We start from the raw sequence: 11992 nt of genomic DNA on the forward strand, positions 1-11992 counted from the left end.
CTTATTTTGCCGGGATGAAGACGCGGTCGACGATCTGAACGACGCCGTTGCTGGCCTTCAGGTCGGCCTGCGTCACGACGGCGTCTTCGACCGTCACGAACGTGCCGGACTTCGACAGCGCGAGGTTGCCGCCCTGCAGCGTCTTGGCCGGGCCGTTCTTGATGTCGGCCGAGGTCAGCTGGCCGGGCACCACGTGGTAGTTCAGCAGGGCGACCAGCGCGGTCTTGTCCTTGGCCAGGTTCTCCATCGTCTTCGCCGGCACGGCCTTGAAGGCGTCGTTGGTCGGCGCGAACACGGTGTACGGGCCGGGGCCGCTCAGCGTGGCGGTGAGGCCGGCGTCGCCGATCAGCTTGTTCAGCGTCGACAGCTCGGGCGTCGTCGCGGCGACTTCGGCGACGGTCTTCGGAGCCGGCGTGGTGGCGCAGCCGGCGGCCAGCAGGGTCAGGGCGGAGGTGGCGGCGATCAGCCAGGTTCTCTTGTTCATCGAAGGGGTCCTTCAGGGGTTGGGATGGCTGGCCGGCAGCATATGGATCCCATGTGACAGGGCCGTGAATCCTTCATGACAACCCGGTTTGCCGGGCGTCAGCGCGAATTTCGCGGCGGCGAGCCGAGCTGGATGACAGTGGTGTCACCGCCTTGTCACACAGGACTTTTACAGTCCCGGGCATTCCTCCAGCCAGTACCTGAAAGGTGCGCCCCATGAATCTCAAGTCGTTCCGGTCCGTTGCCACCCTGGTGGCTGTCAGCGCGGTGTCGTCGATGGCCTTCGCTCAAGACATCACCGGCGCCGGTGCCACGTTCCCGGCCCCGCTGTACGCCAAGTGGGCCGAGGCCTACAACAAGGCCAGCGGCGCCCGCATCAACTACCAATCGGTCGGCTCGGGCGCCGGCCTGAAGCAGATCCGCTCGAAGACGGTCGACTTCGGCGCCTCCGACATGCCGCTGAAGGACGACGAGCTGGCCAAGGACGGCCTGGTGCAGTTCCCCACCGTGATCGGCGGCGTCGTGCCGGTCGTCAACATCAAGGGCATCCAGCCCGGCCAGATCAAGCTGACCGGCCAGGCGCTCGGCGACATCTACCTCGGCAAGGTCACCAAGTGGAACGACCCGTCGCTGGCCGCGCTGAACCCCGGCGTGCCGCTGCCGGACGCCGCGATCTCGGTGGTGCGCCGCGCCGACGGCTCGGGCACCAGCTTCATCTTCACGAACTACCTGTCGAAGGTGAACACCGAGTGGAAGGACAAGGTCGGTGAAGGCACCGCCGTCAACTGGCCGACCGGCGCGGGCGGCAAGGGCAACGAAGGCGTCTCGTCGTACGTGCAGCGCCTGCCGAACTCGATCGGCTACGTCGAGTACGCCTACGCGAAGCAGAACAAGATGTCGTACGTGCAGCTGAAGAACAAGGACGGCAACTTCGTGTCGCCGGACGACGTGAACTTCAAGGCCGCCGCGGCCGGCGCCGACTGGAGCAAGACCTTCTACCAGGTGCTGACCGAGCAGGCCGGCAAGGATGCCTGGCCGCTGACCGGCGCGACCTTCATCATGATGCAGAAGTCGCAGGACAAGCCGGTGCAGGCCACCAACTCGCTGAAGTTCTTCGACTGGGCCTATGCCAACGGCGACAAGATGGCCGCCGACCTCGAATACGTCTCGCTGCCCGACGCGGTGAAGGCGCTGGTTCGCAAGCAATGGGGCGAGATCAAGGACGCTTCGGGCAAGGCCGTCGCGGTCAAGTAATTCCCGCTGCTCACTCATGGCGGCGAGCACCTCCGGGTCTCGCCGCCCTCGCCTGGATGGAGGAAACGTGGCCGCTACACTCCCCGCATCGCACTACAACAAAGACGAGATGCAACGCTCCGATCCCCTGGGGCAGCCGCCCTCGGCCCGCCGTTCTGCACCGTGGGCCGACACGGTCTTCTCGCTGCTGGCGCATGGCGCCGCCATCCTCACGCTGCTGCTGCTCGCCGGCATCATCGTCTCGCTGGTGATCGGCGCCGCGCCGGCCATCCGCGAGTACGGGCTGAGCTTCCTGTGGCGCAGCGAATGGGATCCGGTGAAGGATCAATACGGCGGCCTGGTGATGATCTACGGCACGCTCGCCACCTCGGCGATCGCGCTGCTGATCGCGGTGCCGGTGAGCTTCGGCATCGCGCTGTTCCTGACCGAGCTGTCGCCGAACTGGCTGCGCCGCCCGCTGGGCGTCGCGATCGAGCTGCTGGCCGCGGTGCCGTCGATCGTCTACGGCATGTGGGGCCTGCTGGTGTTCAGCCCGGTGCTGTCGGAGTACGTGCAGCAGCCGCTGCAGCGCGTGCTCGGCGACGTGCCGTTCTTCAAGGGCCTGGTCTCGGGCGCGCCGGTGGGCATCGGCATCCTGTCGGCCGGCATCATCCTCGCGATCATGATCATCCCGTTCATCGCCGCGGTGATGCGCGACGTGTTCGAGGTCACGCCGGCGATGCTGAAGGAATCGGCCTACGGGCTCGGCTCCACCACCTGGGAAGTGGTGTTCCGCGTCGTGCTGCCGTACACCAAGACCGGCGTCATCGGCGGCATCATGCTGGGGCTGGGCCGTGCGCTCGGCGAGACGATGGCGGTCACCTTCGTGATCGGCAACGCGAACCAGCTGAACGGGCCGTCGCTGTTCGAGGCCGCCAACAGTATCACCTCGGTGCTCGCGAACGAATTCGCCGAGGCGAGCGAAGGCCTGCACCAGGCCTCGCTGCTGTACCTCGCGCTGGTGCTGTTCTTCATCACCTTCGTGGTGCTGTCGATGTCCAAGCTGCTGCTCGCGCAGCTCAAGAAGGGTGAAGGGGGCCGCTCATGAGCGCCGTGATCGATGCCGGCCGCCTGGCCAAGGCGCGCAGCCGCCGCCGCGTCAATGCGGTGGCCCTCACGCTGTCGATGGCCGCGATGGCCTTCGGCCTGTTCTGGCTGATCTGGATCCTGATCGAGACCTTCCGGCTCGGCGTCGGCGGCCTCACCTGGACGGTGCTGACCGAGATGACGCCGGCCCCGCAGGCCGAGATCGGCGGGCTGGCCAATGCGCTGTACGGCTCGCTGGTGATGGTGTCGCTGGCCACGCTGGTCGGAACGCCGATCGGTGTGCTGGCGGGCATCTACCTGGCCGAGTACGGGCAGAAGACCTGGCTGGGCAGCACCACGCGCTTCATCAACGACATCCTGCTGTCGGCGCCGTCGATCGTGATCGGCCTGTTCATCTACGCGGTGATCGTCGCGCGCTTCAAGACCTACTCCGGCTATGCCGGCGTGCTGGCGCTGGCGCTGATCGTGATCCCGGTCGTGATCCGCACCACCGAGAACATGCTGTCGCTGATCCCGCATGCGCTGCGCGAGGCGGCCTACGCGCTCGGCACGCCGAAGTGGAAGGTGATCTCCAGCGTCACGCTGAAGGCGGCCCGCGCCGGCGTGRTGACCGGCGTGCTGCTCGCCTTCGCCCGCATCGCCGGCGAGACCGCACCGCTGCTGTTCACGGCGCTGTCGAACCAGTTCTGGTCGAGCAACCTGTCGGGGCCGATGGCCAACCTGCCGGTCACGATCTTCAAGTTCGCGATGAGCCCGTACGAGAACTGGCAGAAGCTCGCCTGGGCCGGCGTGTTCCTGATCACCCTCGGCGTGCTCGCGCTGAACATCTTTGCGCGCGTGGTCTTCCGCAACAAGCACTAGAGAACCAGAAAGAACGACATGGACGTCAAAGTCGAACTCCCGGTGACCGAGAAGGCCAAGATCTCGGTGCGCAACCTCAACTTCTATTACGGCAGCTTCCATGCGCTGAAGCGCATCAACCTCGACATTCCCGAGAAGAAGGTCACCGCCTTCATCGGCCCGTCGGGCTGCGGCAAGTCGACGCTGCTGCGCACCTTCAACCGCATGTTCGAGCTCTACCCCGAGCAGCGCGCCGAAGGCGAGATCCTGGTCGACGGCGAGAACGTGCTGAAGAGCAAGCAGGATGTCTCGCTGGTGCGCGCCAAGATCGGCATGGTGTTCCAGAAGCCGACGCCGTTCCCGATGTCGATCTACGACAACATCGCGTTCGGCGTGAAGCTGTTCGAAACGCTGCCGCGCGTCGAGATGGACGAGCGCGTCGAATGGGCGCTCAAGAAGGCGGCGCTCTGGAACGAGGTGAAGGACAAGCTGGCGCAGAGCGGCTCCGGCCTCTCCGGCGGCCAGCAGCAGCGGCTGTGCATCGCGCGCGGCATCGCGATCAAGCCCGAGGTGCTGCTGCTCGACGAGCCGTGCTCGGCACTCGACCCGATCTCCACCGGCAAGATCGAGGAGCTGATCCACGAGCTGAAGAACGACTACACCGTCGTCATCGTCACGCACAACATGCAACAGGCGGCGCGTTGCTCGGACTACACCGCCTACATGTACCTCGGCGACCTGATCGAGTTCGGCGTCACGTCGGACCTGTTCATGAAGCCGAAGAAGAAAGACACTGAGGACTACATCACCGGCCGGTTCGGTTGAGCGGAGGAATCACCATGACGGACAAGCACCTTTCCACCCAGTTCGACACCGAACTCAGCGGCATCTCGACACGCGTGCTCGAGATGGGCGGCCTGGTCGAGTCGCAGGTCGCGCAGGCGGTCTATGCGCTGACCAACTTCAGCGGCGACATCGCGAGCGACGTGCTGCGCAACGAAGAGCGCGTGAACGCGATGGAGATGGAGATCGATCGCGACCTGTCGAGCATCATCGCCCGCCGCCAGCCGACGGCGCGCGACCTGCGCCTGCTGATCGCGATCTCGAAGACCATCGCCAACCTGGAGCGCGTCGGCGACGAGGCGGCCCGCATCGCGCGCACCGTGCAGCGGCTGATCAACACCGGCGTGTCGAGCCGGCTGCGCCTGCCGGTCAACGACCTGGCCTTCGAGGCCGAGCTGGCGGTGGCCCAGCTGCGCAAGGCGCTCGACGCCTTCGCGCGGCTCGACACCGCGAAGGCCCTCGAGGTGCTGAAGCAGGACGACCAGATCGACCAGGAATTCGACGGCCTGATGCGCAAGCTGATCACCTACATGATGGAAGACCCGCGCACCATCTCGTCGAGCATCGACCTGGTGTTCGTGGCCAAGGCGATCGAGCGCGTGGGCGACCATGCGAAGAACCTCGCCGAGGTCATCATCTACGTGGTGATGGGCACCGACGTGCGCCACAACTCGCTCGAGAACGTCGAGTCGATGGTGCGATGACGCGAACTGCTGCAAAGGGGATCCAACGATGAGCCAGGTGCTGGTGGTCGAAGACGAATCGGCAATCGCCGAGCTGATGTCCATCAACCTGCGCCATGCGGGCTACGAGGTGGTGGTGGCGGCGACGGCCGACGAGGCGCTGGTGCAGGTCGACCGCGTGCTGCCCGACCTGGTGGTGCTCGACTGGATGCTGCCCGGCGAATCCGGCATCACGCTCGCGAAGCGCTGGCGCTCGCAGCCGCGCACCCGCGAGCTGCCGATCATCATGCTGACCGCGCGCGCCGCCGAATCCGACAAGATCTCCGGCCTGGACGCCGGTGCCGACGACTACCTGACCAAGCCGTTCTCGACGCACGAGCTGATGGCGCGCATCCGCGCGGTGCTGCGCCGCAAGGCACCCGAGGCGCTCGACGCGGCGGTCGAGGTCGGCCCGCTGAAGCTCGATCCGGCGACGCGCCGCGTGTCGCGCGAAGGGCAGGAGGTTCGCGTCGGCCCGACCGAGTTCCGCCTGCTGCATTTCTTCATGACGCACCCGGAGCGCGTGCACAGCCGCTCGCAGCTGCTCGACCGCGTGTGGGGCGACCATGTCTTCATCGAGGAGCGCACGGTCGACGTGCACGTCAAGCGCCTGCGCGAGGCACTGAACCCGGTCAACTGCTCGCAGATGATCGAGACCGTGCGCGGTGCCGGCTACCGGCTGACGCAGCAGGTGCAGTCGCAGTCGCTGTCCGCGTGAACCTCCGGCCTGACACGGACCCGATGCGATGAACTGGCTGCTGCCGCGCTTCCTGGCCGGCGTCCTCGCGATGGCGGTCGGCGGCGGGCTCGGCCATGTGCTGGGCGAGATGGCGCATGCGCCGCTCGTGGGCCTGTGGCTCGGCACGCTGCTGGGGGCGAGCGCGGTCGCGCTGATCGACGCGGTGCGCGGCTACCGGCTGATGCGCTGGCTCAGCGGCTCGCTCGAGGGCTCGGCGCCGCGCGATACCGGCTTCTGGGGCGAGATGGGCTACCGCATCGAGCGCGCCGTGGTGGCGCGCGACCGCACGGTGAGCCGCGAGCAGGGGCGCCTGGCGCATTTCCTGTCGGCCATCGAGGCTTCGCCGAACGGCGTGCTGCTGCTCGACGAGAACGACCAGATCGAATGGTGCAATTCGGTGGCGGCCGACCACTTCGGGCTCGACCCGGTTCGCGACAAGCGCCAGCGCATCACCAACCTCCTGCGCGCACCGGTCTTCGTCAGCTACCTGCAGGCAGGCGCCTTCGAGCAGGCGGTGACGGTGCCCGACCTGCGCAACCGCGGCACCTTGTCGGTCTACATCCGGCCGTATGGCGACGGCCTGAAGCTGGTGCTGTCGCTCGACATCACCGAGCGCGAGCGCTCCGAGGGCATGCGGCGCGATTTCGTCGCCAACGTCTCGCACGAGATCCGCACGCCGCTGACGGTGCTGTCGGGCTTCATCGAGACGATGAGCAACCTGCCGCTGACCGAGGTCGAGCGGCGCCGCGTGCTGACGCTGATGGGGCAGCAGACGCAGCGCATGCAGACGCTGGTGGCCGACCTGCTGACGCTCGCGCAGCTCGAAGGCAGCCCGCGCCCGCCGAGCGACCGCTGGGTGGCCGTCAGCAAGCTGTTCGGCCAGGCGCAGGCCGATGCGAGCGCGCTGTCGATGGGGCGCCACCAGCTGAGCTTCTCGGGTGCCGACGCGGCCCAGCTGGCCGGCAGCGAGAGCGAGCTGATGAGCGCGGTCGGCAACCTGGTGACGAATGCGGTGCGCTACACGCCGGAAGGCGGGCGCATCGCGGTGAACTGGCGGGTGCGCGAGGATGGGGCCGGCGAGGTGTCGGTCAGCGACACCGGCCCGGGCATCGCGCGCGAGCACCTGCCGCGGCTGACCGAGCGCTTCTACCGCGTCGACGGCAGCCGCTCGCGCGACACCGGCGGCACCGGGCTCGGGCTGTCGATCGTCAAGCACGTGGTGCAGCGGCACGGCGGCGAGCTCGACATCCACAGCGAGATCGGCAAGGGCTCGCGCTTCTGCCTGGTGCTGCCGGCGGCGCGCGTGCGCTTCCTGGAACCGGCGCCGGATCCGCGGCGTGCAGCCCCTCTGATCAACGACCAGACGATGTCGTCGACCTAAGACTTCTGCGGCGGGGCAGTGCGGCGGTAGACCGCTGCCACCTCGTCGCTGTCCGACGGCCGCAATTCCCGCGTGATCAGCTGCCAGCCCTGCGGGGCCGGTGCCTGGCGGCGCAAGGTCTCCATCACGATCAGGAACTCGCACAGCGTGCGGTCGGGCGCCTGCGTCGCGTCGACGCGGTAGCCGCCGAAGTACTCCAGCGCCACCAGCTGCGCGCGGCTGAGGCCGGGCGCTGCGATGCACACGTCACTCGGCACATGGCGCGCAATGCGCGTCACCAGCGGCCGGTAGCTGCGCGCGTAGTCGAACAGCGGCAGCCCGAGCGTCATCAGCAGCGACCAGCACAGCGCGACGCCGCTGGCCGGCAGCACCAGGCTCTTCCACAGCGGATGGCGGTGCCGCCCGGTGCGCCACTTCACCAGCCACAGCCAGGCCAGCGTGGCGGCGATGGCGGTCAGCAGCGCCAGCAGCGAGAAGTTCGGGATGAAACCCGGTGCGAGCCGCGCGACGTTGGCGGCCGGCTTGGCCGGCACGCCGGTGTAGACCGACGCATAGACGACCCAGATCGCGAGCGCCCAGACGCTGAAGAAGAACACCGAGAACCAGTCCATCGCGGCCGAGGTGCCGCGGTGCAATGTGGGCAGCGCGAACGCCGCCAGCACTGCGAGCGGCGGCAGGCCGAGCATCAGCGCGCGGTCGGAGCCGCCCATCGCGAGGCAGGCCACGACGCTCACCAGCACGCAGCCGAGCGGCGCGGTGATGTGCCGGTTCAGCCACTGCGCGCGCCAGCGCCACAGCGTCCAGAACGCCAGCAGCCAGCCCGGCCACATGAACCAGACGAAGAGCTTGCCCAGGCTGACGAAATCGCTCGCCTCGACATACCCGTCGAGGCGCCAGCCCCAGGCACCGAGCAGCGTCGCGACGATGAGCCCAAGCACGCCGCCGGCAGCGATCCACAGCGTGAAGCGGCGTGCCGGCTCGTAGCTCGAGCGGCCGCAGACGATGCCGCCGGTGATGGCCAGCATCGCCCCGATCATCGGCGCGCCGCTGGCCGCCAGCGCCGGCAGCGCCAGCATCACCGCCGCCTTGCTCTGCCAGCCGCGGAACGGACAGGCCGCCAGTGCGTAGAGGAACAGCGAGACGCTGGCCAGCTGCGCGAGCTCGGGCGTGGTCTCATGGCCGAGCTGCAGCAGGCCGAGGCTCGCGATCAGCGCGAGCAAGGCGCCGTCGGCGATCGCGCGGGCATAGTCGATCGGGCTCGCCTCGCCGCCGAACGCGAACGGCACCGGTTGCGCCGCCTCGGTGCGCGCGAAATGGTAGGTGCTGTACCAGGTCAGCAGCAGCGTGACGCCCAGCAGCATCGTGAACGGAATGCGGGCCGCGAGCGGCTGGCCGAGCAGGCCGCCGAGCAGCTTGATGAAGACGGCGCCCAGCCAGTACGGCAGCAGCGCCGAATCGCTCGGGATGCCGGCGACGGTCGGCGACCACCAGCTGGTGCTGCCCTGCGCGATGTCGACCATGTAGCCGAAGGCCGTCATGTCGGCGGCCTTCCACGGGTCGCGCCCGAACAGGCCGGGCAGCAGGTAGGCCGCGCAGAACAGCAGCAGGGCCAGGCGCGGCAGGCGCTGGGCGGCACGCTGGGTGACGAGGGCAGGGGTGGGCGAGTTCAAGGAAAGTGGCGCAGGCTGTTCTCGGGACGGCGACGATGATGCAGCAACTTGTGCACGAAGTTCGTGCGCGCCAATGAAAAAGGCAGCCCGCAGGCTGCCTTCGCTTGTCTCGTCGAGAGACGGCTTACTTCGCCTTCAGGTGCGCAAACTTGTTGYGGAACTTCTCGACGCGACCGCCCAGCGAGTCGATGCTCTTCTGGGTGCCGGTGTAGAACGGGTGCGATTCGCTGGTGGTTTCCAGCTTGATCAGCGGCAGCTCACGGCCATCTTCCATCTTGATGGTTTCCTTCGTCTGGGCGCACGAGCGCGTGACGAACTTGAAACCGTTGGACAGGTCCACGAAGCAGATGTCGCGGTAGTTCGGGTGGATGCCTTCTTTGGCCATGAGAAACCTCTTCAGCGCTGTGATACCGGGAGCCACGCCAAACCACTTGGCGCACTTTCCGGAATGCGGAAAACCGCGGATTATAGCGTCGCCTGCGCAGGCATCAACCGCCGCGACGCATCATGTCGAAGAAATCGTGGTTGTTCTTCGTGGATTTCATCTTGTCGAGGATGAATTCCATCGCCTCGATCTCGTCCATCGGGTACAGCAGTTTCCGCAGGATCCAGGTCTTCTGCAGGATCTCGGGCTGCAGCAGCAGCTCTTCACGGCGCGTGCCGCTCTTGTTGATCAGGATCGACGGGTAGACGCGCTTCTCGGCCATGCGGCGATCCAGGTGGATCTCGCAGTTGCCGGTGCCCTTGAACTCTTCGTAGATCAGGTCGTCCATGCGGCTGCCGGTGTCGATCAGCGCGGTGCCGATGATCGTCAGCGAGCCGCCTTCTTCCACATTGCGCGCCGCGCCGAAGAAGCGCTTCGGGCGCTGCAGCGCGTTCGAGTCCATGCCGCCGGTCAGCACCTTGCCGGACGAAGGCAGCACGTTGTTGTAGGCGCGGGCCAGGCGGGTGATCGAGTCGAGCAGGATCACCACATCCTTGCGCATCTCGACCAGGCGCTTCGCGCGCTCGATCACCATCTCGGCGACCTGCACGTGGCGCGCGGCCGGCTCGTCGAAGGTGGAGCTGATGACCTCGCCGCGCACCGTGCGGACCATCTCGGTCACTTCTTCCGGCCGTTCGTCGACCAGCAGCACGATCAGGTAGATGTCGGGATGGTTCGCGACCAGCGCATGCGCCAGCTGCTGCATCATCACCGTCTTGCCGGTCTTGGGCTGGGCGACGAGCAGCGCGCGCTGGCCTTTGCCGATCGGCGCGATCAGGTCGATGATGCGGCTGGTGACGTTCTCTTCGCTCTTGATGTCGCGTTCGAGCTTGAACTGTTCCTTCGGGAACAGCGGCGTCAAGTTCTCGAACATGATCTTGTGCTTGCTCTCCTCGGGCGTCAGGCCGTTGACCCGGTCGACCTTGACGAGCGCGAAGTAGCGTTCGCCGTCCTTCGGGACCCGCACCTCGCCTTCGACGGCGTCGCCGGTGTGCAGGTTGAAGCGGCGGATCTGGCTCGGCGACAGGTAGATGTCGTCGGTCGAGGCCATGTAGCTCGCGTCGGGGGCACGCAGGAAGCCGAAGCCGTCGGGCAGCACTTCGAGCACGCCGTCGCCGAACACCTGCTCGCCGCCTTTCGCGCGCTTCTTCATGATCGCGAACATCAGCTCCTGCTTGCGCATGCGGGCGACGTTCTCGATCTCCAGCGCCTCGCCCATCTTGATGAGCTCGGAGACGTGGAGCGCTTTCAGTTCAGACAAATGCATGGGCAGGGCCCCTGGAAGGAAAGAGTGCAGGCAGGGTCCGAGAAGCCGGACCCGATTCGATCACTGCGACAAGTGGCGCGAGCGACCCGGCATCGGGTTGCAGGACAACTTGGCACCGCTCTCGCGACGACAGAAATGCTGGGGTTTTGAAACGCTGGAGTTTTGTGCCGGACCTACGCGCCGCTGCCGATGGCGGCTTTGGGCGAGGTGGCAATCTTCAGGTGGTGGCTTCAGTCCGTCCGGGGAGAACGGGGCCCGAGGCCACCACGATTCGGCGGATTATAGATGACCGTCGAGGAAGGCCGTCAACTGGGCCTTCGAAAGTGCGCCGACCTTGGTGGCGGCGAGCTGGCCGCCCTTGAACAGCATCAGGGTCGGAATGCCGCGGATGCCGAACTTGGCGGGCACGTCGCGGTTGTCGTCGACATTCAGCTTGGCGATCTGCAGGCGGCCGCTGTAGTCCTTCGACACTTCGTCGAGGATCGGGGCGATCATCTTGCAGGGGCCGCACCACTCGGCCCAGTAGTCGACCAGGACGGGCTTGTCCGCCTGCAGGACGTCGCTGTCGAACGACGCGTCGGTGGTGTGCTTGATCAGTTCGCTGCTCATGGGATTTGTCCTTGGACATGTGCCACCCGTCGCGAGTGGCAAGGCACAATGATTCTGACACAAAGCCCCTTCGCACGCGGCGCACCCCGACCTCACGGCCGCTATGGCTTCGATAGCTGCAACGCCCCCTCCTGGCCCCCTTGACCGACCTTGAAACCCCCGTGATCGCCACCATGCCGGCCGCCGCGCTCGACGGGCCGGGCCTCGTCGCGCAGCTGCGCGGCTGGATGGCGCAGCAGGGCGTCGAGGCGCGCGGCTGCGTGGTGCTGCTGCCGTTCGCGCAGCAACTGGCCGCGGCGCGCACCGCCTGGGCGCAGGCCGGCGGCTGGATGCCGGAGATCGAGACGACGCAGACGCTCGCGCACCGCCTCGGGCCGCCGCCGGCCACGGCCGAAGGCCAGATCAGCTTCGACGTGCACCTCGACCGGCTGGCTGCCGCGCGCCTGTTGCGCAGCCAGGACCGGCTGCAGGCCTGGGGCCGCAGCGATCCGCGCGCCTTCGACGATGCGGTGGCCGGCTTCGTGCGGTTGTCCCACGGGCTGGCGCGCTCGGCTGCGGCGATCGAGCCCTCGGCGCGCGAGGCCCACTGGCGCCACGCGCGCGCGCTGCTCGCC

The 11992-nt window shown here is 67.2% G+C and carries 12 protein-coding genes and 1 pseudogene; 8 read left to right on the plus strand and 5 right to left on the minus strand.

Annotated features, from left to right (window positions below; all coding sequences use genetic code 11):
- Position 1: 1 nt before the first annotated feature.
- Positions 2-484 (minus strand): fasciclin domain-containing protein, encoded by a 483-nt coding sequence (locus AC1D1T_RS12450; RefSeq protein ID WP_477828213.1) that lies wholly within the window; start codon positions 482-484, stop codon positions 2-4.
- A gap of 215 nt (positions 485-699) precedes the next feature.
- Here AC1D1T_RS12450 and pstS point away from each other — a divergent pair, with 215 nt between their 5' ends.
- The 7 genes from pstS (at position 700) to phoR (ending at position 7348) form a co-directional block, all read left to right on the plus strand.
- Positions 700-1737: a phosphate ABC transporter substrate-binding protein PstS gene (gene pstS, locus AC1D1T_RS12455; RefSeq protein ID WP_047511532.1), complete on the plus strand. Its 1038-nt coding sequence runs from the start codon at positions 700-702 to the stop codon at positions 1735-1737.
- A 109-nt stretch (positions 1738-1846) separates the two neighbouring features.
- On the plus strand, positions 1847-2824 hold the full coding sequence (gene pstC / locus AC1D1T_RS12460) for a phosphate ABC transporter permease PstC (RefSeq protein ID WP_047511534.1): 978 nt from the start codon (positions 1847-1849) through the stop codon (positions 2822-2824).
- The gene (gene pstA / locus AC1D1T_RS12465) at positions 2821-3684 is read left to right on the plus strand and encodes a phosphate ABC transporter permease PstA (RefSeq protein ID WP_477991936.1); all 864 of its coding nucleotides are present in this window, start codon (positions 2821-2823) and stop codon (positions 3682-3684) included. The genes pstC and pstA overlap by 4 nt, the downstream gene beginning before the upstream one ends.
- An 18-nt stretch (positions 3685-3702) precedes the next feature.
- Positions 3703-4488 carry a phosphate ABC transporter ATP-binding protein PstB gene (gene pstB, locus AC1D1T_RS12470; protein ID WP_047511538.1) on the plus strand — a complete coding sequence of 262 codons (786 nt, stop codon included), beginning with the start codon at positions 3703-3705 and terminating at the stop codon, positions 4486-4488.
- Positions 4489-4502: 14 nt separating this feature from the next.
- Positions 4503-5210 carry a phosphate signaling complex protein PhoU gene (phoU, locus tag AC1D1T_RS12475; protein ID WP_047511540.1) on the plus strand — a complete coding sequence of 236 codons (708 nt, stop codon included), beginning with the start codon at positions 4503-4505 and terminating at the stop codon, positions 5208-5210.
- 28 nt (positions 5211-5238) lie between these two features.
- Complete coding sequence (gene phoB, locus AC1D1T_RS12480) at positions 5239-5946, plus strand: phosphate regulon transcriptional regulator PhoB (protein ID WP_047511542.1); 708 nt, start codon at positions 5239-5241, stop codon at positions 5944-5946.
- 28 nt (positions 5947-5974) lie between these two features.
- A complete protein-coding gene (phoR, locus tag AC1D1T_RS12485) occupies positions 5975-7348 on the plus strand; it encodes a phosphate regulon sensor histidine kinase PhoR (protein WP_465113245.1) in 1374 nt (457 codons plus the stop codon).
- Here the strand turns inward: phoR and AC1D1T_RS12490 are convergent.
- The 4 genes from AC1D1T_RS12490 to trxA form a co-directional block, all read right to left on the minus strand.
- A complete protein-coding gene (locus AC1D1T_RS12490) occupies positions 7345-9018 on the minus strand; it encodes an ArnT family glycosyltransferase (RefSeq protein WP_047511546.1) in 1674 nt (557 codons plus the stop codon). The genes phoR and AC1D1T_RS12490 overlap by 4 nt on opposite strands.
- Positions 9019-9142: 124 nt before the next feature.
- Positions 9143-9403, minus strand: a complete 261-nt coding sequence (locus AC1D1T_RS12495) for a type B 50S ribosomal protein L31 (protein ID WP_477991937.1) — start codon at positions 9401-9403, stop codon at positions 9143-9145.
- A 103-nt stretch (positions 9404-9506) separates the two neighbouring features.
- Complete coding sequence (gene rho / locus AC1D1T_RS12500) at positions 9507-10769, minus strand: transcription termination factor Rho (protein WP_047511550.1); 1263 nt, start codon at positions 10767-10769, stop codon at positions 9507-9509.
- A gap of 279 nt (positions 10770-11048) precedes the next feature.
- Positions 11049-11378 (minus strand): thioredoxin TrxA, encoded by a 330-nt coding sequence (gene trxA, locus AC1D1T_RS12505; RefSeq protein ID WP_047511552.1) that lies wholly within the window; start codon positions 11376-11378, stop codon positions 11049-11051.
- A gap of 161 nt (positions 11379-11539) precedes the next feature.
- Here trxA and AC1D1T_RS12510 point away from each other — a divergent pair.
- A pseudogene (locus tag AC1D1T_RS12510) lies at positions 11540-11992 on the plus strand (hypothetical protein); the annotation flags it as partial.

This window comes from Rhizobacter sp. P2_H3 (assembly GCF_056403355.1).

What these genes read in the sequence shown, in the direction of transcription:
- pstB (WP_047511538.1), top strand. Translation starts at nt 3,703, where the DNA reads ATGGACGTCAAAGTCGAACTCCCGGTGACCGAGAAGGCCAAGATCTCG.
- pstC (WP_047511534.1), top strand. Translation starts at nt 1,847, where the DNA reads ATGCAACGCTCCGATCCCCTGGGGCAGCCGCCCTCGGCCCGCCGTTCT.
- AC1D1T_RS12450 (WP_477828213.1), bottom strand. Translation starts at nt 484, where the DNA reads ATGAACAAGAGAACCTGGCTGATCGCCGCCACCTCCGCCCTGACCCTG.
- phoB (WP_047511542.1), top strand. Translation starts at nt 5,239, where the DNA reads ATGAGCCAGGTGCTGGTGGTCGAAGACGAATCGGCAATCGCCGAGCTG.
- phoU (WP_047511540.1), top strand. Translation starts at nt 4,503, where the DNA reads ATGACGGACAAGCACCTTTCCACCCAGTTCGACACCGAACTCAGCGGC.
- phoR (WP_465113245.1), top strand. Translation starts at nt 5,975, where the DNA reads ATGAACTGGCTGCTGCCGCGCTTCCTGGCCGGCGTCCTCGCGATGGCG.
- pstS (WP_047511532.1), top strand. Translation starts at nt 700, where the DNA reads ATGAATCTCAAGTCGTTCCGGTCCGTTGCCACCCTGGTGGCTGTCAGC.
- trxA (WP_047511552.1), bottom strand. Translation starts at nt 11,378, where the DNA reads ATGAGCAGCGAACTGATCAAGCACACCACCGACGCGTCGTTCGACAGC.
- rho (WP_047511550.1), bottom strand. Translation starts at nt 10,769, where the DNA reads ATGCATTTGTCTGAACTGAAAGCGCTCCACGTCTCCGAGCTCATCAAG.